Source organism: Halospina sp. K52047b, from assembly GCF_008709855.1.
GTDB lineage: Bacteria > Pseudomonadota > Gammaproteobacteria > Pseudomonadales > Oleiphilaceae > Halospina > Halospina utahensis_B.
The window spans coordinates 18810-39850 of the sequence record NZ_VYJH01000001.1; the positions used below are offsets into that span (position 1 = coordinate 18810).

The window sequence follows — 21041 nt, forward strand, 5'->3', positions numbered from 1 at the left end:
GTTTTCCAAGTCACGAGATCAGAAGGCGTTTAGCGAATCCATGAAAGGCCTTTTACGGACGTTGCTGCCGGCGGTAGTACTGGCACTGGCCAGCCTGTCGGCTCCAGCCGAGACCTTCGAGGTTTCGGACATTCAGGTGGAAGGTCTTCAGAGGGTCTCGGCGGGCAACGTCTTCAGCGCTCTGCCGATTGAGGTTGGTGACCGGATCAACGACGCTACGGTCGCCGACGCCATCCGCAATCTCTTCCAGACCGGCCTCTTCGCCAACATCCGTCTTGCCCGTGAGGACAGTGTCCTCATTGTCTCCGTTGAGGAGCGTCCCTCCATTGCCCGGATTGAGGTCGAGGGGAACCAGAACATCAAGACGGAACAGCTCAAGGAGGGCATGCGCCAGGCCGGGGTGGAGGAAGGTCAGATCTTCCAGCGCGCCACCCTGGAGCGTCTCGAGCTTGAGATCCTGCGTTCCTATGTCGCTCAGGGCCGCTATAACGCCGATGTGAATGCCGAAGTTGAAGAGCTCGAGCGCAATCGCGTTGCCATCAACTTCAACATCAGCGAGGGCGAAGTCGCTGCCATCCAGCACATCAACATCATCGGTAACGAAGCGTTCACAGAGGAAGAACTGATCAGCCTCATGGAGCTGCGGGAAACGGGCTGGTGGAACTCCATCACCAACGCGGACAAGTACGCGCGCGAGAAGCTCTCCGGCGACCTAGAGAGCCTGCGTTCCCATTACCTGAACCGCGGCTATGTCGAGTTCAGTGTGGAGTCCACCAATATCTCACTGGCCCAGGACAAGAAGCAGGTATTCGTAACCCTTGCGGTGGATGAGGGCGAGCAGTTCAAGGTCCGTGAGGTCACGCTCAACGGCAACCTGATCGTGGACGAGGAGGAGCTGCGCGAGCTGGTGGTGCTCGAGGAGGGGGAACTCTTCTCCCAGGAACGTATGACCATGACCACCGACCTGATCACCCGCCGGCTCGGGCGCGAGGGCTACAGCTTCGCGAATGTGGAGGCCACGCCGCGCACCCATGATGACGGCACCGTGACGGTCGCCGTGGACGTTCAGCCCGGCAAGCGCACCTACGTGCGCCGCATCCGCTTCAAGGGCAATACGGCCACCCACGATGAGGTTCTGCGCCAGGAAATGACGCAGATGGAAGCGGGTGTGGCCTCTTCGAGCCGGATCGAGACTTCACGCAACGAGCTGGAACGCACCGGTTTCTTCGGACAGGTCAACGCCGATACATCCCCTGTGCCGGGCACGGACGACCAGGTGGATGTCACCTACTCAGTGGAAGAACAGCCAACCGGCAGTCTCTCCGCCAACATCGGCTTCTCCCAGACCTCGGGGCTGATCTTTGGTGCCAGTGTTTCGGAGAAGAACTTCCTGGGCAGCGGCCGGCGCGCCTCTCTGGGCCTGAACAAGAGTGATTCGGTGACCAGCGCCAATCTGTCCTACACCAACCCCTTCTACACTGTGGATGGTGTCAGCCGTGGTTTCAGCTTTCAGGCGCGCGAGACCGACTACGCGGAGGAAGAGGTGTCCTCCTTCGTTCTGGATACCCTCAGCGCGCGCATGAACTTCGGTTACCCCATCAGCCAGTACACACGGCTGAACTTCGGGCCAGGGTATGAATACAATCGGATTGATCCCGGGCGTTATCCGGCCCAGGAGGTCACCGACTTTATTGAGGAAGAAGGCAATTCCCAGAGCGCCTTCCTGCTTAGGGGTTCCATTGTACGCAATACCCACAACCGGGGGCGCATGCCCACATCAGGGTCACGCAACAGCCTGACGGTGGAGACCGCAGTCCCCGGCAGTGACCAGACGTACTACAAGATCACCCAGAGAACCGATGCCTACTACCCGCTGACCAGCAACCAGCGCTGGGTGGCACGGCTGCGGACCAAGTTCGGTTACGGTGATGGGTTTTCGGATACCGGCTCACTGCCATTCTATGAGCATTACTACGCGGGTGGTTACCACTCGGTGCGCGGCTTCGAGGCCAACAGTCTGGGTAATCGGGCGACTTCGACCGGTCCGTTTCAGGATGATCGCCCCTTCGGCGGCAACGTCCTCGCGGAGGCCAGCGCCCAGCTGATCTTCCCGGTGCCGTTCGCGGCGGACAGCCGCAGCATGCGCTCCTCGGTGTTCCTGGACGGCGGTAACGTCTTTGATACCGCGCGTGGTTTTGACCCGGCGGTCGATGAGATCCGCTATTCCGTGGGCATCGGTTTTGAATGGATCACCGCCATCGGCCCGCTGGGCTTCAGTTTCGCGGAGCCACTTAACAACGAGGCGGAAGACGACACGCGCCGCTTCCAGTTCTCACTCGGTCAGCAATTCTGAGTGGGGCTCTGGAAGAATCCCGCCCAGGCGGGCACAATGGGCGGCATTCATTCAGCATGACAAACATCAACATGGGGAGGCGATCCATGAAACGGACGCTGACAGTCGCTGCGGCTCTGCTGATGCTGGCAGCATCGGTGCCGGCACTGGCACAGGAACGCATTGGCGTGGTCAACCTGCGTGAGGCGGTATTCTCCTCGGATGCGGGCGCCGAATTCGGTGACGTGATTCAGGGCCAGCTGAAAGAGGAACAGAAGGCCATCAGCCAGCTCGAATCGGAAGCCAAGGAGATGCAGACTCGGCTGGAAAGCGATGGCGCCATGATGAACGAATCCGAGCGCTCAGACCTGCAATCCCGCTTTGAGAAGAAAGTCCAGGAGTACCAGCAGCGCCGAGCGCGCTTTCAGCAGGCTGTGAACCAACGCCAGCAGCAGTTCCTCCAGCAGTCCCGGCCGGCGGTGGATTCAGCAATGGAAACGCTGCTGGAAGAGCATGATCTGGACATTGTCATTCCGGCCGAGGCGGTCATCTACGCCAAGCCGGATATGGATCTGACCGACGAGATGATCGAGCTGCTCAATGAGCAGGCCGGTAACGGTGACACAAACAACAATTGAGCGGCGCTGATCCGCGGCGGGAGTGTGGATGCACAGCGTGGAACGACCCCTTTCCGAACTGGCTGACCTGCTGGGCGCTGAACTCCGGGGCGATGGCAGTAAACGGGTCACCGGCCTGGCGACTCTGGCCAGTGCCGGTGAAACCGACATCAGTTTCCTGGCCAATGAGAAATACACGCGTCAGCTTGGTACAACCCGGGCTGGCGCGGTTCTCGTTCGGCCGGCGGAGGCCGATCAGTGCCGGTGCAGTGCGCTGGTGACGGACGACCCCTATCGGGCGTTTGCCCGATTGAGCCACCTTTTCAATCCGGAGCCGGTACGCGAGGCAGGTATCGACCCCTCGGCATCCGTGGCGGAAAGCGCCTCTGTGGCCGATACTGCCTGGATCGGACCGGGTGCCGTGATTGATAGGAATGCAGAGATCGGTGAACGGGTGCGGGTAGGGCCGAACAGTGTTGTGGGTGCGGGGTCACGCGTGGGTGCGGATACCGTGCTGGCAGCCAACGTGACGCTCTACCACGGTGTCACCATGGGTGAGCGCTGCCGCATCAGCAGTGGTGCCGTGATTGGCAGTGATGGCTTCGGGTACGCGCACACCGGCAGGAACTGGGAGCGGATTGCCCAGATTGGCGGTGTCCATATCGGTGACGACGTGGACATAGGCGCCAATACCACCATCGATCGGGGCGCTCTGGACGATACCGTCATCGGCAATGGTGTGAAGATCGATAACCTTGTGCAGGTGGCCCACAATGTGGAGATCGGTGACCATTCCGCCATGGCGGCCCTGGTCGGCATCTCGGGCAGCACGCGCATCGGGCGGCACTGCGTTTTCGGCGGTGCCTCCGGAATCGGTGGCCACCTGACCATCGCCGATGGCGTGCAGCTTACCGGTATGACCATGGTTACCCGCAGCCTCAGGGAAGCGGGAGTGTATTCCTCAGGGACAGGGGTGGAACCCAATCGTGATTGGCGTCGCAGTGTGGTCCGGTTTCGTCAGCTCGACGATATGGCTCAGCGCCTGCGCCAGATTGAAAAAAAACTCAGTGAATGACGTCGAGGCTGTGGCGCATGCAGATTGAAGACATTAAACAGTACCTTCCACACCGATACCCTTTCCTCATGGTGGATCGGGTGACCGAGGTGCGCGCCGGTGAGTATATTGCCGGAATCAAGAACGTCTCCGTCAACGAACATTACTTTGAGGGGCATTTCCCCACCAAGCCCATCATGCCGGGCGTCATGATCGTCGAGTCGATGGCGCAGCTCTCCGGTGTACTCGGATTTGTCACGGTTGGGCGCTCACCGGCGGATGGCTTCACCCATTACTTTGCCGGCTGCAACAAGGTCCGCTTCAAGCGCCAGGTGGTGCCTGGGGATCAGCTCGCGCTGGAGGCCACGCTGATAGCTGACAAGCACAATATCTGGAAGTTCGACTGCAAGGCCTGGGTCGGTGACCAGCTGGCCTGTGCCGGCGAGATCACGACCGCCGAGGGAGCGATCTGATGACGGCCGATGCTCATCCGGGAGTGCATCCCCAGGCCATTGTTGATCCCGGAGCCCGGCTCGGGGAGGGGGTAACTGTTGGCCCCTGGACCTGGATCGGGCCTGATGTGGAGATCGGTGACCATACCGAGGTGCGCTCCCATGTGGTGATCAATGGCCCCACCCGGATCGGCGCCAGCAACCGCATCTTCCAGTTCGCCAGTGTCGGTGAGGAATGCCAGGACCTGAAGTATGGCGGTGAGCCCACCACCCTGGTGATCGGTGACGGCAATATCATCCGCGAGAGCTGCACCCTGCACCGAGGCACTGTGCAGGACCGTGGCGAGACGCGGGTCGGCAGTAACAACCTGTTCATGGCTTATGTCCATGTGGCCCATGACTGCATGATCGGCAACAACACCATCCTGGCCAACTGCGCCACCTTGGCCGGCCATGTGGACGTGGACGACCATGCCATTCTCGGTGGCGGCACCATGGTGCATCAGTTCTGTCATCTAGGGGCCCATGCCATGACCGCCGGGGGCAGCATCGTGCTCAAGGATGTGCCCGCCTTCGTCATGGCCGGTGGCCAGTCCGCCGGCGCCCATGGACTCAACATCGAAGGCCTCAAGCGTCGTGGTTTCAGCAAGAGTGCGCTGCATGAGCTGCGCCGTGCCTACCGCATCGTCTACCGTGAAGGCCTCACCCTGCAGCAGGCGATTGAACGCCTGGATCAGGAGTTTGAGGGCAGTGACGAAGTGGCGCTTTTTGCCAGTACCCTGCGGCGGGCGGAACGCGGCATCGTCCGCTGATTGGCCATGGACGCGTTGCTTCCCCGGGGCTCAGCCCCCGCGCCCGGCCCGGTCATTGTCCTGGTGGCGGGAGAGGTCTCCGGAGACCTTCTGGGCGCGGACCTCATGCTCAGCCTGAAACGCCATTTTCCCCATGCCCATTTTGTCGGTATCGGCGGTGAGCGCATGATGGCCGCAGGCCTCCACTCCATCGTCCCCATGGAGCGCCTATCCGTGATGGGACTGGTGGAGGTGCTGGGACGCATCCGGGAGCTGTTCGATGTCCGCGCCCGGGTGCGCGAGTACTGTCTGAACAATCGGCCTGCCGCGCTGATCGGGATCGACTCGCCGGATTTCACCCTGGGGCTGGAGCGCCAGGTGCGGGCAGCCGGCATCCCCACGGTGCATTACGTGAGTCCCTCCGTCTGGGCCTGGCGGCGCGGGCGCCTGAAAGGCATTGCGAAATCAGTGGACCTGATGCTGACGCTGCTGCCGTTCGAGGCCAGCGTCTATCGGGACCATGGCATTCCGGTGCGGTTCGTGGGCCACCCGATGGCCGACCAGATCCCCGAGGAACCAGACCGGCAGGCGGCCCGCAGGGAGCTGGAGCTGCCCGAAGCCGGCCAGATGGTGGCGCTGCTTCCCGGCAGTCGGGGCAGTGAGGTGGGCGGCCTGGGCCCGCTGTTCCTGGAAACCGCCGAATGGCTGGCTGATGCCATGATGCCGCCGCCCACTTTCGTGATTCCCTGCATCAACCGTCAGCGCCGGGAACAGATCGAAGCGATGATCCATGGGAAGGAGGCCTGGCAGGCGCTGGACGTGCGGCTGGTGGACGGCCAGTCTCGCACCGTGATGACCGCCGCGGATGCCGTTCTTCTGGCTTCCGGCACCGCCACACTGGAAGCGGCCCTGCTGAAGCGGCCAATGGTGGTGGCTTACCGGGTGAACGCGCTGACCTTCTGGGTCGCTTCACGCTTGGTCTATGTGGACCATGTGGCATTGCCCAATCTGCTGGCCCCGGAACCGGTGGTGCCGGAGTTCCTGCAGGAGGCTGCCACGGCGGAGGCCCTGGGGACGGCACTGAAAACCCGGTTGACCGCGCCGGAGACCATTGAGCACGAACGTGCCATCTTTTCGGAAATCCACCGGCAGCTGCGCCGCAATGCCAGCGACCGCGCCGCTGAATCCGTGGCGGCACTGATCCGTGGGGAACCCCTTCCTGAGGACCTGGAGAACACATGATCCTGGATGATGTATCAGTACCCTATGAGGGGCTGTATCTGGCCGGCGTGGATGAAGTGGGCCGCGGGCCCCTTGCCGGCCCGGTGGTGACGGCGGCCGTGATCCTGGACCCGGACCATCCGGTGGAGGGGCTCAGGGACTCCAAGAAGCTCAGTGAGCGCAAGCGCGAGGCCCTGTTCAGCGTCATCCAGGAGCGGGCCCTGAGCTGGGCGCTGGGGCGTTGCGAGGTGGCGGAGATCGACGAACTCAACATCCATGGAGCCACCATGCTGGCCATGGAACGGGCAGTGGCCGCCCTGGCGCCGCCAGCCGAATACGTGCTGGTGGACGGTCACCGCTGCCCGGACTGGCAGTGGCCCTCCTCGCCCGTGGTGAAGGGCGATGGCCGCGTGGATGCCATTGCGGCCGCCAGCATTCTGGCCAAGGTCACCCGGGACCGGGAAATGGTCGAGCTGGACCAGCAGTATCCGGGCTACGGTCTGGCCGGGCACAAGGGCTACCCCACGAAGGTTCACATCGAGGCCTTGCATGCCCAGGGCGCGAGCCCGGTGCACCGGCGCTCCTTCTCGCCCGTCAGCAAGCTCTGAGGGGCGCGTTCAGCCCCCGACCAGCTGATCGAAGATCCGGAAACCGGCGATGTAGGTACCGGCCGCCGACCCCACCGAGGAAAGGATGAAGATCAGCAGGGTGCGCGCCACCCGGTTGCGCCACCACCCCCTGACCTCGATCACGTCATGGCGAAGGTTCGAGAAATCCGCCACCTTGGGCCGGCGCAGCAGCAGTTCCACGCCCGCCGCCACAAAACCCGCACCAACCGTCGGGTTGAGCGACGTCAGTGGGGCCGCCAGGAAGGTCGCCACAATGGTCAGCGGGTGGGCCAGGGCAATGGCTGAGCCCAGTGCCGACAGCGCGCCATTGATCAGGAACCACTCCGAAACGAGCTTGACCCCCAGTTCCGTATCCCGGCTGAAACCGATCACGAAACCGGCAATCACCAGGGCCGCCACGACCCAGGGCAGGTAGCGCAGGAAGCGCCCGCTGGGTGGCACCTGCTCCAGGCTTTCGCGCTCTGATACGGGGTCGGCGGCGGGCTCGCCTTCAAGGTGGCCGCTCAGCCCCTTCAGGTGGCCGGCGCCGATCACCACAAGCACATTGTTGTAACCCTTGCCGGCCATGGATTCCATCAGCCTCAGGGCCATGTAGCGGTCGCGTTCGGAAATCAGTGGCCGGTAGAGCTGCTCGGATTGCTCCGCGAACTCGGCAAAGGTGGATTCCAGCACGTCACCTTCCTTGAGCTGTTCAATGCTCTCGGGGCTGACCGTTTCCCGGGTGAGCAGGCTGGCGAACAGACCACTGCCCAGCTGCATGCGCTGCCACCAGGACACGCCGCGCCAGACCCGGCGCAGGGTGGTGCCGATGTCGCGGTCGATCATGGTCACGGGCAGGCCGGCGCTTTCCGCTTCATGCAGGGCCGCCTTCATCTCAGCGCCCGGCTCGATGCCGGACTGGTCTGCCACCCGCTGCTGGAAGGCGCCCATGGCCAGGTGTGCCGCTACCATGCCCGCTTGGCCGTTACGCAGCACCTCGAACAGATCCATCTTCGCCATCCGGTCCGGATCGGCCAGGTTCTGGTAGCGGGAATCGCACAGCTCCAGCGCCACGGCATCATAGTCGCCGGAGCGGATCAGCTCCGAGACTTCATCCGCCGAGGCTTTCGAGACATGGGCCGTGCCCACAATGGTGAAGGTGGTTCCGGCGTGCTCGACTACGGCGCGCGGGCCCTGATGATCCTGTTCGCCCATGGGCAGCGTACTCACTTGGACAAAGCCGCGATTGTCACCTGTAGGCGCCTGCCCCGCAAGCGAATCAGGGCCCATCGTGCGCAAGGTGCGCTCCTGCAGGTTTTGCCTGGTCGCAGCCATGGCTGCTCCTACAATGTTGCTCCGTCCCGGGTGGCTGCAGAGTATGAGCGGCCATGGCCGCGAAATCCTTAAACCGGCCCACGCCCACGATGGTTTGACGGGCCGGTGGGGTGAGGCGCATTATCGCGGCGTGATTGATATCACACTAATTAAAGACGAGGAGCGATAGTCATGGCCAATACCAAAGCCTACGCCGCCACGGCACCGGATTCCGGTCTTGCACCCCACGGCATTGATCGCCGGGAGCTGCGAGCGGATGACGTTGCCATCGAGATCGACTATTGCGGGGTCTGCCACACGGACATCCACTTCGCCCAGAATGACTGGGGGGTCACCAAGTACCCGCTGGTGCCCGGGCATGAGATTGTCGGGCGCGTCACGGCCGTTGGCGACCAGGTCAAGGGTTACGCCGTGGGTGACCGCGTGGGCGTGGGCTGCATGGTGGATTCCTGCCGTGAGTGCGAGGCCTGTAAGGACGGACTGGAACAGTACTGCCTCCAGGGCATGACCCCCACCTACAACGGCGAGGATCGCTATGACGGCTCCGTCACCTTCGGCGGTTACTCCGAGAAGGTGGTCGTGAGTGAACACTTTGTGGTCAGCATCCCGGAGAAGCTGGCAATGGCCCACGCAGCGCCCCTGCTGTGCGCCGGCATCACCACCTATTCACCGCTGCGCCACTATGGCGTGAAGGCCGGCCACAAGGTGGGCGTGATCGGTATGGGCGGCCTTGGCCACATGGGGGTGAAATTCGCCCGGGCACTGGGCGCCGAGGTCACCATCTTCACCCGTTCCGAGAGCAAGGTCGCGGAAGCGAAGCACCAGGGGGCTCATCACGTCATCGTTTCCACGGATGAACAGCAGATGAAGGATGCGGCAGAGAGCTTCGATTTCATGCTCGACACCGTTCCTGTGCAGCACGATCTCAACCCCTACCTGAACTGCCTCAAGTACGACGGCACCCACATCCTGGTGGGACTTCTGGAACCGGTGGACCCTGCCGTGAATGCCGGCGCCCTCGTGGGCAAGCGCCGCGTACTCGCCGGGTCACTCATTGGTGGTATGCCGGAGACCCAGGAGATGCTGGACTTCTGCGCCGAACATGATGTGCGCTGCGATATCGAGATGCTCGATATGCAGCACATCAACGAGGCGTACGAGAAGGTGAAGAAGGGCGAGGTCAAGTACCGGTATGTGATCGATATGGACAGCCTGAAGCAGGCGGGCTGACGCCGCAGGAGTAGCCACGGCCGCGACAGGGGGCAAAGAACCACTGCCCCATGTTTCGCACGTGTTTCGCAGCCATGGCTGCTCCTACGGGTTATCCGCTCCAAGAGGCCGCCCGATGAAGGCGCTTGCGCACGGCGTGGCGCTGAACTTCAGCGGGTGGCCGGGCTGCTTCTGGGTGGTGCCGTCCCCCCGGTCCACCTCGATGACCATGTGGCGGGCCTGGATCTGGGGGTGCTCTGTGGCTTCTCTCAGGGTCAGGACCGGCTCCACGCAGGCATCCTGCTCACTGAAGATCGCCTGCCATTGCGCCAGTGTCTTCCCGGCTATGGCCTCCCGGAGTGCGCTCTTGAGTACTTTCTGGTCTTCAGGTTTCGGGCTCAGCCCCCTGGCGCCCAGTTCCGGCTGGCCGATCACGCTGAACAGCTGCTTCGCGAACGGCGGCTCCAGACTGCCGACCGAGAGCCAGCGTCCGTCCGCCGTGCGGTAGTAGTCGTAGAATGAACCGCCATTGAGCATGCCACCTTCCGGCTCCGGTTCTTCGCCGGCGGCCAGCCAGGCAGCGCCGGCCATGGCGTTCATGGCGAAGGCGGCATCGGTCATGCTGATATCCACGTGCTGGCCCTCGCCGGTCTGGCGCTGGTGCGTGACCGCCGCCAGTATGCCCATGACCGCGTGGTGTGAGCCACCGGCCACATCCGCTACCTGGACGCCCAGCGGTGGCGGCCCGGTCTCCGCGCGGCCGCTGTGACTGGCCACACCGGACAGTGCCAGATAGTTGATGTCGTGCCCGGCCCGGTCCCGGTAGGGGCCGGTCTGGCCGTAACCGGTGATGCTGCAGTAGACCAGCCCCGGGTGCAGGGCGCTCAGGCTGTCATAGTCCAGCCCGAAGCGCGCCATCACCCCGGGGCGGAACTGTTCCACCAGCACATCGTACTCGTGAATCCGTTCCTTCACCCATGCCACGGCCTCCGGCTCCTTGAGGTTCAGCGTCATGCTGCGTTTGCCGCGGTTCAGGTACGCGTGCGCGGTGGAGACGCCGCCGTCGTGGGGCGGCGTCATGCGCGTGAGGTCCATGCGGTCCGGGGATTCCACCCGCAGGACCTCGGCCCCCATGTCCGCCAGCATCATGGTGGCGTAGGGACCGGGGAGCAGGGTGGAGAAATCGAGTACCTTGAGCGACGTAAGCGGTCCCGTCATCTGGGTTTTGTCCTCTGTTGCGGATGGCTCTACCATACGCACCTGTGAACAGGCGTCCACCGGCGCCGATGCTCAGATCCATTGACCAATCCGCTCACCGACACGGACGCTCATGGCACGCCTTACTGTCTCCGCCCATTTTGTAACCGCAGCTCTGGCCGGCGCCAGGCGCCAGGGGTATGACACCCATGCCATGATGCGTGAGGCGGGGATTGAGCCGGAGCTCATCGAGCAGGATCAGGCGCGGGTGACCGGTAACCAGTACACCCGGCTGATGCAGGTGATCTGGGCCACCATGAAGGACGAGTTCATGGGCTTCGCCCCGGCACGCAGTCGCCCCGGAACCTTCGCGACCCTGTGCCAGCTGGTGATCCACTGCGACAACCTTGACTGTGTGCTGCGCCGTGCCAGCCATTTCTACGGCCTGTTCGAAACCGGCATCACCATGCCGCTGAGTATCCATGGCGAGGAGGCCCTGATCACGCTCGAGACGGAAGCACCGCTCAGCGAAGACAGTCACCACTTTCTCCGGGAATCGCTGCTGGTGATCTGGCACCGGCTCAGCTCCTGGCTCATTGGCCAGGGCATACCGTTAACCCGGGTCAGCTTTGACTACCCGGAGCCGGCCCACAGCCATGAATACCGCGGCATCTTCCATGCGCCGATGCTGTTTGACCAGCCGCAGACCGGCCTGGCCTTCCCTATGCGTTACCTGCAGGAGCCGGTAATCCGGGATGAGCTGGAGATGCGCCACTTCCTGATGACCTCGCCGGCGGACCTGATGGCCCGGCCTGATGACCGCAACAGCTACACCGCCCGTATCCGGGCCCTGATCGGGCGGGACTTCACCCAGCCCATACCGGATTTCGAGGCCATCGCCCAGCAGCTCAACACCAGCCCCCAGACCCTGCGCCGGCGACTGCGGGCGGAGAACACCTCGTTCCAGGAGATCAAGGACAACCTGCGGCGGGACATCGCCATTGTCCACCTCACGCGGGATCAGTTGTCCATCAACGAGATCGCCCACCGAGCCGGGTTCACGGAGACCTCCACCTTCCATCGGGCCTTCAAGAAGTGGACGGGGGTTACACCCGGGGGCTATCGCTCGCGCTTCTGCTCGTAAAGACGCTGGTCCGCGTGGCGCAGCAGGGCGCGTGAGTCGTCCAGGCCTGGCTGCTCGTTGCCCGCCACGCCCACGCTGAATGCCAGGGGAATCGAGTGGCCCACCCACTCAAGTGGCTCATCCGCGAGCCCCTGCTGCAGGCGGGTGGCGATGTGCGTGGCCGCCTGCACGCTCTGGTTGGGCAGGACCACCACGAACTCATCCCCGGCAAAACGGAAGACGCTGTCGTCCTCACGCAGCTGGCGGCGCAGGCATTCGCCCAGGTGGCACAGGTAGGCATCGCCGCACTCATGGCCGTGCCCGTCATTGATCCGCTTGAAGCCGTCACAGTCAATGAACAGAAGCGACAGCGGCATCTGGTAACGGCGGGAACGGCTCAGTTCCTTCTGCAGGACTGTCTCCATCTCGCGGCGGTTGCGCAGACCGGTCAGGGCATCCCGGGTCGCGAGACGGCGAAGCTGTTCCCGGGCAAAAGCGGAATCCAGCCCCAGGGAGGCTTTGACCGCCAGCTGCTCAAGGAAAAACGCCCCCATATCCCGACTGTAACGCCCTGCTGTGCGGGTCCCCAGCACCAGGCCGCCGGCCAGTCTTTCCTCGACCAACAGCGGCAGTATGGCCATGGACTGGATGCTGCTCTGCCAGACGGGTGGGATCAGGTACTGGCAGCTGCGGGTGTCCGGGATCAGTATGGGCTTCTGGCTGCTGCCGGTAAGGCGGAGGAAGTCCGCAGCGGGTGCATTCACACGCAGGCTCAGGGCGCCGTCCTCGCTCAGCATCTCCCATAGTGGCTGGTTGGCCTCCACGTCCGTCAGGACCAGCCAGACCTCATCCAGGTCAAAGCGATCGCGCACGCGGTCCACCAGCCGGTCCAGAAAGGCGGCGCAGTCGCGACACCCCATGATCTCCCGCTCAATCTCGAACAGGTTGCGGGCGATGCGCTCATTGCGGCGGGCATGCTCGAGCAGGGACTCGAGGGAGATGTCGTCAGGGTAGTGCTGGAAGGCTTCCGGCATGGCGGTTTGTCATCCCGCTGACAGTGTGCTTTAGAGACCACGTGAGCTCAGCGCTGAAGCCTACCATGGGTGGTTCGCGCCGTCAGTCCACCACGTCCCACGAAGCCTCCTCTCGGGAACTCTGTTTTGTTGTGTGATCTGTGTCACACACGTGCCTCATTTAACAAAATGCAACGCTGGGCAACACTCGAGCAATGGCGTGCCCACCGGATTTAAGTTATTGATATTAGTCAAGGGTGAGCCGGCAGGCCGGTAATGACTGGTACAGACTGCCTTCTTTGACACAAACGGACGTCGGTTTGGCCAAAGTGTATGCGCGGAAGGGCTATAGAATTGCAAGTGTAACGAACTGTAAATGACCAAGTGAATCACACTTCATAAAACACGATCGCCTGGAATCAGGCTCGGATAACAAGAGCAGTAGGAGCCTCTATGCAGACCACGCACGGAACCGCAATTCGACGCCTCGCACTTGGCATTGCACTGGCCAGTGCCAGCGCGGGCACCCATGCCAGTATGGGCAATATCGGCACCAGCTACGGCATATTCCCGGAGGACCTGGCCACCGCCCAGGCACTGTCCATGTTCAATTCCCAGGTCTCAGCCAACTACTACAACCCGGCTGCCCTGGTGAAAGACGAGCGTGGTGAGCTGACCCAGGCGATCATGCATGCGGAGCAGGAGCTGCGCGCGGAAAGGCCAGGCATTGAGAATGACGTGCTCTCCGATGAGCCGAGTCAGAGCGTGCTGGTTGGCATGAAGACCAACATTGGCTCTCTGCTCCAGTCTGGGCACCCCATCCATCTTGGGTTCATCGCGGGTGTTGAGGAATATGGCAAGGAAATGCTGGCGTTCAGCTCCGAAGCCTCGGAAACCGGCCAGTTCATGCGTTATGGAAGGGAACCACTTTTCCTGAGTGTAGGGGCCGGAACCCGTATCTGGCGGGGGATCAGTATTGGCGGTGCTTCCCGGATTACACTGGATTCCACCGCAGAACTGAACACAACCTCCAATTTTGCGGGGGAAACTGAGAACACCGAGTTGAAGGTTGGCGCCGAGCCAGCCATTCGCTCGATTCTGGGCCTGACTCTTAACTGGGGTGACACCTTTTGCCCAGAAGGCTGCTTTCTGTCAGGGCTTGAGACAGGCATGACCTATCGCAACAGCTCTGCCTCGTCGACAACTGTTAATTCCAATGTCGTGGTGCCCGGGCCGTTCCCGCCCAGTGACCCGCTCAATCTCGCGGTATCCACAATCGACTCCTACCAGCCTGAGATCTATGCCTTTGGCACCCAGTATGCTGGGGATGGCTGGCGCTTTGGGTTCACGGTCGAGCAGCGCAAGTGGTCAGCGCTTGAAGAGGAACTGGAAAAGGACACCGTCAAGGATCAGCAGGATCTTTCAGGGAATGCATCCACCTATGCGGAGTTTGACGACACTGTTGTACCGCGGATTGGTGGCGAAGTGGACCTCTTCGGTCATTTCAGTGTGCTGTTCGGTGCGGCTTACGAGGAGTCTCCACTGCAGAGTGAGCAGACACCCAAGCTGAACTATTTCGATAACGACCGGATCATTGGTGGGCTCGGACTCAGTGCAACCTATGAGCGTACGCGCTTTTTCACCTATCCGATCCGGTTCGATATTGGTTATCAGTATCAGCAGCTCCAGGAGCGTGACTTCACAGTGCAGCGGGCCGGCAATACTGAAACGGTAACGACGGATGGCGACATCCACGTCGTCAGCGGCTCGATCACGTTCAAGTTCTGAGGAGGGGAGGAGCCATGAAACGCACAACAATAGGTATTACCGTCCTTACCCTTGCGCTGGCGGGCTGCATGGGAAGTGAAGAAACGCAGGAGCAGGAGCTGCAGGCGGAAGCCAAGGCGCAGGCTGCCTCCTCCAATTCCGGACTGCAGTTCTCCTATCCCATAAAAGGGCAGGCAGGATTCCCTACTTCAGCTCCCATGATTGTCCAGTTTGGCATGCCGATTACCGCATCGGAAGGCGAGTTGGGCCCGAGCAACGTCATACTGGAGCAGGTATCGGGCGATGGTTCGGAGAAAATGGATGCAATCATCGGAGATATGCAGATCGTTGGTGATGGCCGGACACTTCGCATCAATACCACCGAAGATCTCCAACCCGGAGCCCGTTATCGCCTCCAGGTGACAGGAGTGAGTCTTGAGGAAGGGCTTGCGGATACTTCACGCATTGAGTTCACAACCGCCTCCAACCGCAGCACAGGCACCGTGAACCAAAGACTGGATGCTGAGGCGGAAGGTATTGATGACTTCAGTGTAGCGCGTCTGGTGCCGTTTTCTTCTGAAGTAGAAGGCAGCTCTCTCGGAGAGGGATCCAGCAACTTCCCCTTCACCAACTTCAATACGCTCCGCGTCCAGTTCACGCAGCCGGTTGACGAAAGCTCGGTAACCTATGGCGAGAATGGATCGGTCAGGCTCCAGGACAGTGACGGAAACCTTGTCTCCGAGGCGGAGGTTTGGGTTCGCGGTAACCGGATGGTCATTGATCCGGAAGGTGTCCTTAAGGCTGGCGATACCTATGAGCTGAACTTCACAGAAAAACTCACCAGCAGTCTGACTGGAACTACCATCACTGGCGATACGAGCTGGACATTCACGCCTCAGGAAGCCCGTATCCTAACGGAAGATGGCCTTGTTGAGCGGGATATCCTTGCTCAGGAAGCGGTTATGGGCAGTAACGAGTCCATGGACTACACCGGAGAGGACTACAACAGCGTCGTCCTTGGTGCGACAACGCTGGGCCAGGGCAACAAGACCGTACAGCGGGGCACGGTCAATGCCTACATGGGGCATACCAAGCGCTTTGAGCGTGAAGACAAAGCGATTCCGCTGACCGTTAAGCAGGGCACCCTGATGAAGGGAACCAGCGTCGATGTGCTGGTTGGCGGTGCGCTACAGACGGAGTTCGAGGAATCCGGTGAAATCGATGTCCGTTTCCTCTCAGATGCGAATGGTTACATGATGATGAATCCGTACTCGGATTCACCGAGTGCGCCCAGGGTCGTCCGGCTTTTCGCAGACCTCGCCATGAATACCGAGAAGCCCAGGGCCAACGGCGCGCTTGCCCAAGAGCTTCTGCATGTTGAGCTGGTGGGTACGGCAACCGTTGAGGACGACAAGCTGACTCTCAAGGCGGTTAGTGTTATTGAGCCGGATGTGCTTGGTGTGGACAAGGCTTCAGGCCTGATCTCCTTCCGGCTTGAAGCCTATAACGATCCTGAGGATGCTCCAACTGGTCTCTCGGATTCCACAGGGCCCCAGCTTAAGGCGTGGACGCCTGGTGGAGACAGCGCAAGCGGTCTTGCCTTCGAGAACAACCAGGACAAGATGCAGCCCCAGGACCCGATTACGCTGTTCTTTGATGAACCGCTTCTGCCGGGAACTGTGAACAGTGACAACGTTGCTCTGACTGATGGTGACGGTAACGACGTTGCGGCGTCAGTCCGACTTAATGGACCCAACGTGATTGTTGATCCCAGGAATCCGCTTAGTTATGAGAGTGACTATAAGCTGACCGTCAATGGCGTGACAGACCTTTCCGGAGCTCCGCTGGAGGCGGGGATGCTTACGCTGCCGTTCTCCCTGCCTGAGAGCAGCGATATCGGCCAATCAGCTCCTGAGCGTGCGCCCATGCTGGTGCTGACAACACGGCCGGGTTATCCCTGCGAAAAGGTATTCGATAGTGATCCGTCTTCCAGGGCGCCAGACGATAATGGTCAGTGTGCTGGTGGTATAACTTCGAATGGGGAGAAAGTTCATCAAAGTGATGATCCGACGACTGATGAAGATGAATCGGAGACGCTTCCATACCGTGACGAAGACGACCAGTTGCCTATCGAAAAGCATGAGGCAGATAAGCCCCTGATCGTACGGTTTTCCCAGGAAATCGACAACACCACGATTACTGAATCAACGGTGAAAGTCAGTCACTGGGCTGATGGCGGATGGGCTGACATAACCGATGATGTCGAAGTTGAAATTCGTGACCGGCAGATTCGGATTATTCCACGGACCCAGTGGTCAACTGATGAGGGTAAAAACCTTTACCGTTACAAACTGGTTGGTGGAACCAGTGGAATTAAGTCGGAGCATGGGGCGCCGATTTACACCCAAATTCTCAAACAGTATCCGGAGGAACCGGTTAGCGCAGAAGCTGATCTTAAGGACCGCATGGGGGGCGCTTTCTACGGCGATGGTGCCCGGAGTAATCAGCTCACGAACCGCTTCCGGGCTGTTGAGCCGAATGACCGGGTACTCACCGCCCTCAGTAATCTGGCCACACCTGATGCGAATTCGGACCTGGAGCTTGGCGAGTTTGATCCGTCCGTTGCTGTAGAAAGTGGCCGTCAGGTCGGCGCTGAAGTTGATGCTCTCGTACAGCAGCTTCGGAAACAGCGCGATAGTGCCACAGTAAAGGATGCCAGAGACCTTGTAAGAAGTGGGCAGGATGAGAGTTACATTCCTCAGAACGCGGCCGCCATGTTAATGGAGAACATAGACAGTGAGGTACTTGTCGGAACTGGCGCGGTTGGCTGCAAGCTTGAGGGCGACCCTGCCAGTAAGGTTGACTGCCGAGCTGACCGGAAGATGATTTTCAAAACAGCGAAACTGGATGTGGAAGTACTCAGACCTACGCCTGAGAACTCCGAGCTGGATGGCGACAAGGGCGTTCCGGTAAAGCTTGACCCTTCAATCCTGTTTACAAGCTCCAGCGATGTTGCCGTACGCCTGAACAATGACCTTCTTGCCGCTCTCGCGACAGAGGATGGTAATGCCGACCAGTTGATTCCGACTGGACCGATGGTCATGCGGATGCGTTATGAGAATGAGTCCAGGGGAGATGCTGAAACAAATCGGAATCAATCGATCTCCGGCCTGATTTACAAGGAAAATGGACAATTGCGGTTTAAGACGGCATTGGATGTGTATCTGGATGCGCCTTTCCTTCTTTCACAGCTTAAAGGGGGAGGAACGGAAACTAATCTTGAAGATAATATGCGAAGCTTCCCCATCGACAACTTGGTTCTTGATGGCCCTATAAGGTTCCTCGAGGATGGGAGGATGCAAATCACTCAATTCAATACAGATGATATCCCTCTCGATGTGACTCTTAAGGGAGAGATCAGTGTCACGCTTACGGAAAAAGGGTGTGAAGACTCGTTGACTGACTTTGGGGAGTGGATGTGCGAGCAAATCACCGACGTCGCGAGTGATTTGGTGGGTAGTGTTTTAAATACCGATACAGATATGAAATTGGTTATCCCGAAGAATGCGCTTCACTTGAATTACATTACACCCTATACCCAACAAAGGGAGTGATCTTAAGGGCCAGCCTCCGGGCTGGCCTTTTTAGTGAAAATCCGCCCCCAAGCCCTTGACGGGCGGGGCGCGATTCCATAGGATACGCACCACATCGACGGGCCAAGGCCCAGCGGTGACAAAGCAGTTGCGGGGTGGAGCAGTCAGGTAGCTCGTCGGGCTCATAACCCGAAGGTCGTTGGTTCGAATCCAGCCCCCGCTACCAGATTCCGAAAAGGCAGGTCGACGAAAGTTGACCTGCCTTTTTTCATTTCGGGCCAACCATTCCAATACCTTGCAGGGGCAGTGCTTCTCGGCGAGTATGAACAGGAGTGGGGAGGAATTGTCCATGCGCCTGAGTCAGCATCAGCAGCAGACTATCCGCCGGATCGTGGGCGAAGTGTTCAATGAGCCTGTAACCATCCTGCTGTTTGGTTCCAGGGTGGATGATGATGCCAGAGGCGGTGATATCGACCTGCTTGTGCAGTGTACTGAGCCCGTGGAACATCCCGCGGTAATGGCAAGCAGGCTCAGCGCCCGTATCAGTCGGGCGCTTCAGGGTCGTAAGGTCGATGTGGTGCTCGAGGCGCCTTCGCTCCAGTACCTGCCCATACACGATGTAGCCCATAGGACGGGAGTGCCACTGTGAGTCATGATCTGGTAGAGCGGCTCCGTTTTCTGGCTGATGTGATTGAAAAGGAAAGGGATCACCTTGCTTTTACGTCAACACGGTTGTTTCCGGAGGGTGGCCCGCTGACCGCCGAAACCGTTAAGAAGTGGGTGGCTGATCCAGAGGTGGCCGAACGTATGGACGCCTTTGTTGCCCGATTCTCCAGGCTGCAGGATACCCTGGGGGATAAGCTGATTCCTGCCCTTTTGCGCTTTACCGGTGAGCACGTTGGACCGGCGGTTGATAACCTTAACCGGGTGGAAAAGTTTGGCTGGATTGATTCGGCTGAAGACTGGATGCTGTATCGCCAACTCCGTAACCAGATGGTCCACGAGTATATTGAGGATTACGCGGTTCTGGCGGATTCTCTGGAGGCCGGTCGTTTATACGTTCCAAAGCTTCTGACAATGGCTGACCGGTTGGTTGCAGAAGTTCGTCAGCGCATTGCCGCTTCTTTTTCCCAGAAAGATTGAAACAATGGAGCAGTTCGAATCCGTACTACTTTGCACCCATCCCCCCATCAATCCGGAAGGTGGAGCCGGAGATAAAGCTGGATTCGTCGGACGCCAGGAACAGCACGCAGTTGGCCACGTCGATGGATTCGCCATAGCGGCCCAGCGGAATGTTCTGTTCCAGCATGCTCTTCGCTTCCTCCGCGTGGCCGGGGCTGAAGCCTTCCTCGAGGGAGCGCATCATGCGCGTATTGACCGGTGAGGGGTGCACTGAGTTGACCCGCACGTTGTAGGGGCCGGCCTCCAGTGCGGCGGTCTTGGTGATGCCCACCACCGCGTGCTTGGAGCCGACATAGGGCGCGACACCGGCGCTGCCCATGAGTCCCGCCACCGAGGACATGTTGATGATGGACCCGGACTGCTGGCGGAACATCACTGGCATGACGTGTTTCAGGCCCAGGAAGGCGCCGCGCACGTTCACACCCATGACCTGGTCAAAATCCTCAACGCTCTGTGCGGTGATGGGAGCAACATTGCCTTCGATACCGGCGTTATTGAAGAACACATCGATCCGGCCGAATTCGCTCACGGTCTCATCTACATACCGCTGTACATTCGCTTCCTTCGTCACGTCCGCCTGAATAGCCCGGACCGGGCCGAGGCTGCCAAGTTCCTTCTTGACCTCCTCAAGCTGCTGCTGATCCAGGTCCACAATCACAACGCTGGCCCCTTCCTCCAGAAAGCGCTGGGCAGTGACACGGCCAATGCCGCCGGTGCCACCTGTGATCACCGCTGTTTTGTTCTGGAGTCGTGCCATAGGGGTATCTCCTGCGTCTGCGTTTCCCGGGGCGGATACTTCGAGCATACGGCAGCTCGGGGAGGGAGGCGATGATATAGGTTCAGAAATCTGAAAGCTGGGATTCTCCAGTGCGGTCAATATGACCTTTTTCACTGGTTCTGCTGGTTTACCATCTCTTTGAGTACTTCGTCGATCCGTGTCTGCCAGCCCGGTCCCAGGCTCCGGAAATGCTCCAGGACTTCGGGCGAAAGGCGTATGGTAATACGCTCTTTGGTCACTTCCGCTTTGGGACGCCCCATGCGTTTGAGTTGTGAGAATTCCCGCTCGGAAAGCTCGCGGGTATCCGGGTCTGCCTCAATACCCTGCTGGATACGCTGATCCTCTTGAGGGGTTGGTTGATCCAGGGTGCGGTGCTTCTTACTGGTGCTCGACATAGCGTTTTACTTCTCTGCTGTTGGCCTTACGCAGACTGATGATTCGACGGGTCAGACTGCGGTCGGTGAAAACCACGCAGTACAGGCGTCTCCCGATTGGTGCATAACCTATATAGCGTTGTTCCCCATAGTCATCACGTTTATCCGGGATGGCCAGAAGTTCTTCCCACTCCAGTTCTTCCGCCTGCGCCAGAGATACACCATGTTTGGCCTGATTCGTGATGTCCTTCCCTGGGTCAAAATCAATATCCATATATTTATTGTATGCACAGAAAGTTCTGTATACAAGAATGGGAGCGGGAGGGGGGGCAGAGAAAGGAAGGGAACCGTCTGGAGAGTGGGAGAGGGTACCGGAAGCGGATCATTCCGCCTCC

Annotated in this window: 19 protein-coding genes and 1 tRNA gene; 14 read left to right on the plus strand and 6 right to left on the minus strand. The window is 60.2% G+C overall.

What is annotated here, in order from left to right; translation table 11 throughout:
- Positions 1 to 40 precede the first annotated feature (40 nt).
- The 7 genes from bamA (at position 41) to rnhB (ending at position 7075) form a co-directional block, all read left to right on the plus strand.
- Complete coding sequence (gene bamA / locus F3089_RS00150; protein WP_151438869.1) at positions 41 to 2353, plus strand: outer membrane protein assembly factor BamA; 2313 nt, start codon at positions 41 to 43, stop codon at positions 2351 to 2353.
- An 86-nt stretch (positions 2354 to 2439) separates the two neighbouring features.
- A complete protein-coding gene (locus tag F3089_RS00155; protein WP_192497226.1) occupies positions 2440 to 2970 on the plus strand; it encodes an OmpH/Skp family outer membrane protein in 531 nt (176 codons plus the stop codon).
- A gap of 28 nt (positions 2971 to 2998) precedes the next feature.
- Complete coding sequence (lpxD, locus tag F3089_RS00160) at positions 2999 to 4024, plus strand: UDP-3-O-(3-hydroxymyristoyl)glucosamine N-acyltransferase (RefSeq protein WP_151438871.1); 1026 nt, start codon at positions 2999 to 3001, stop codon at positions 4022 to 4024.
- A gap of 17 nt (positions 4025 to 4041) precedes the next feature.
- Entirely contained in the window at positions 4042 to 4476 is a 435-nt protein-coding gene (fabZ, locus tag F3089_RS00165; protein WP_151438872.1) for a 3-hydroxyacyl-ACP dehydratase FabZ, read from the plus strand.
- Positions 4476 to 5267 carry an acyl-ACP--UDP-N-acetylglucosamine O-acyltransferase gene (gene lpxA / locus F3089_RS00170; RefSeq protein ID WP_151438873.1) on the plus strand — a complete coding sequence of 264 codons (792 nt, stop codon included), beginning with the start codon at positions 4476 to 4478 and terminating at the stop codon, positions 5265 to 5267. The genes fabZ and lpxA overlap by 1 nt, the downstream gene beginning before the upstream one ends.
- Before the next feature lie 6 nt (positions 5268 to 5273).
- Positions 5274 to 6488, plus strand: coding sequence for a lipid-A-disaccharide synthase (gene lpxB / locus F3089_RS00175; RefSeq protein WP_151438874.1), 1215 nt, complete (start codon positions 5274 to 5276; stop codon positions 6486 to 6488).
- Positions 6485 to 7075: a ribonuclease HII gene (gene rnhB / locus F3089_RS00180; RefSeq protein ID WP_151438875.1), complete on the plus strand. Its 591-nt coding sequence runs from the start codon at positions 6485 to 6487 to the stop codon at positions 7073 to 7075. Before lpxB ends, rnhB begins: the two co-directional genes overlap by 4 nt.
- A gap of 9 nt (positions 7076 to 7084) precedes the next feature.
- Here the strand turns inward: rnhB and F3089_RS00185 are convergent, their stop codons facing one another.
- Positions 7085 to 8290: a TraB/GumN family protein gene (locus tag F3089_RS00185; RefSeq protein ID WP_151439247.1), complete on the minus strand. Its 1206-nt coding sequence runs from the start codon at positions 8288 to 8290 to the stop codon at positions 7085 to 7087.
- Positions 8291 to 8581: 291 nt separating this feature from the next.
- Here F3089_RS00185 and F3089_RS00190 point away from each other — a divergent pair, with 291 nt between their 5' ends.
- The gene (locus F3089_RS00190; RefSeq protein ID WP_151438876.1) at positions 8582 to 9640 is read left to right on the plus strand and encodes an NAD(P)-dependent alcohol dehydrogenase; all 1059 of its coding nucleotides are present in this window, start codon (positions 8582 to 8584) and stop codon (positions 9638 to 9640) included.
- Positions 9641 to 9724: 84 nt separating this feature from the next.
- On the opposite strand, the gene F3089_RS00195 is transcribed toward F3089_RS00190, so the two are convergent.
- Positions 9725 to 10837, minus strand: coding sequence for a CaiB/BaiF CoA transferase family protein (locus F3089_RS00195; protein ID WP_151438877.1), 1113 nt, complete (start codon positions 10835 to 10837; stop codon positions 9725 to 9727).
- A 112-nt stretch (positions 10838 to 10949) separates the two neighbouring features.
- Between F3089_RS00195 and F3089_RS00200 the strand changes: the two genes are divergently transcribed.
- Entirely contained in the window at positions 10950 to 11960 is a 1011-nt protein-coding gene (locus F3089_RS00200; RefSeq protein ID WP_151438878.1) for an AraC family transcriptional regulator, read from the plus strand.
- On the opposite strand, the gene F3089_RS00205 is transcribed toward F3089_RS00200, so the two are convergent.
- Positions 11936 to 12973: a GGDEF domain-containing protein gene (locus F3089_RS00205; RefSeq protein WP_151438879.1), complete on the minus strand. Its 1038-nt coding sequence runs from the start codon at positions 12971 to 12973 to the stop codon at positions 11936 to 11938. The genes F3089_RS00200 and F3089_RS00205 overlap by 25 nt on opposite strands.
- Positions 12974 to 13405: 432 nt before the next feature.
- On the opposite strand from F3089_RS00205, the gene F3089_RS00210 reads away from it, so the two are divergent.
- The 5 genes from F3089_RS00210 to F3089_RS00230 all read left to right on the plus strand — a co-directional run bounded on the left by F3089_RS00210 (position 13406) and on the right by F3089_RS00230 (position 19455).
- Positions 13406 to 14740 carry an aromatic hydrocarbon degradation protein gene (locus F3089_RS00210; protein WP_151438880.1) on the plus strand — a complete coding sequence of 445 codons (1335 nt, stop codon included), beginning with the start codon at positions 13406 to 13408 and terminating at the stop codon, positions 14738 to 14740.
- A gap of 14 nt (positions 14741 to 14754) precedes the next feature.
- Positions 14755 to 18333 (plus strand): Ig-like domain-containing domain, encoded by a 3579-nt coding sequence (locus tag F3089_RS00215; protein ID WP_151438881.1) that lies wholly within the window; start codon positions 14755 to 14757, stop codon positions 18331 to 18333.
- A 128-nt stretch (positions 18334 to 18461) separates the two neighbouring features.
- Positions 18462 to 18538: transfer RNA gene (locus F3089_RS00220), tRNA-Met, on the plus strand.
- A 123-nt stretch (positions 18539 to 18661) separates the two neighbouring features.
- On the plus strand, positions 18662 to 18961 hold the full coding sequence (locus tag F3089_RS00225; RefSeq protein WP_151438882.1) for a nucleotidyltransferase domain-containing protein: 300 nt from the start codon (positions 18662 to 18664) through the stop codon (positions 18959 to 18961).
- Positions 18958 to 19455, plus strand: coding sequence for a hypothetical protein (locus F3089_RS00230; protein WP_151438883.1), 498 nt, complete (start codon positions 18958 to 18960; stop codon positions 19453 to 19455). Before F3089_RS00225 ends, F3089_RS00230 begins: the two co-directional genes overlap by 4 nt.
- A gap of 25 nt (positions 19456 to 19480) precedes the next feature.
- Here the strand turns inward: F3089_RS00230 and F3089_RS00235 are convergent, their stop codons facing one another.
- The 3 genes from F3089_RS00235 to F3089_RS00245 all read right to left on the minus strand — a co-directional run bounded on the left by F3089_RS00235 (position 19481) and on the right by F3089_RS00245 (position 20920).
- The gene (locus tag F3089_RS00235; protein WP_151438884.1) at positions 19481 to 20251 is read right to left on the minus strand and encodes an SDR family NAD(P)-dependent oxidoreductase; all 771 of its coding nucleotides are present in this window, start codon (positions 20249 to 20251) and stop codon (positions 19481 to 19483) included.
- A gap of 131 nt (positions 20252 to 20382) precedes the next feature.
- The gene (locus F3089_RS00240) at positions 20383 to 20667 is read right to left on the minus strand and encodes a BrnA antitoxin family protein (protein ID WP_151438885.1); all 285 of its coding nucleotides are present in this window, start codon (positions 20665 to 20667) and stop codon (positions 20383 to 20385) included.
- Positions 20651 to 20920: a BrnT family toxin gene (locus F3089_RS00245; RefSeq protein WP_151438886.1), complete on the minus strand. Its 270-nt coding sequence runs from the start codon at positions 20918 to 20920 to the stop codon at positions 20651 to 20653. The genes F3089_RS00240 and F3089_RS00245 overlap by 17 nt, the downstream gene beginning before the upstream one ends.
- Positions 20921 to 21041: the final 121 nt, after the last annotated feature.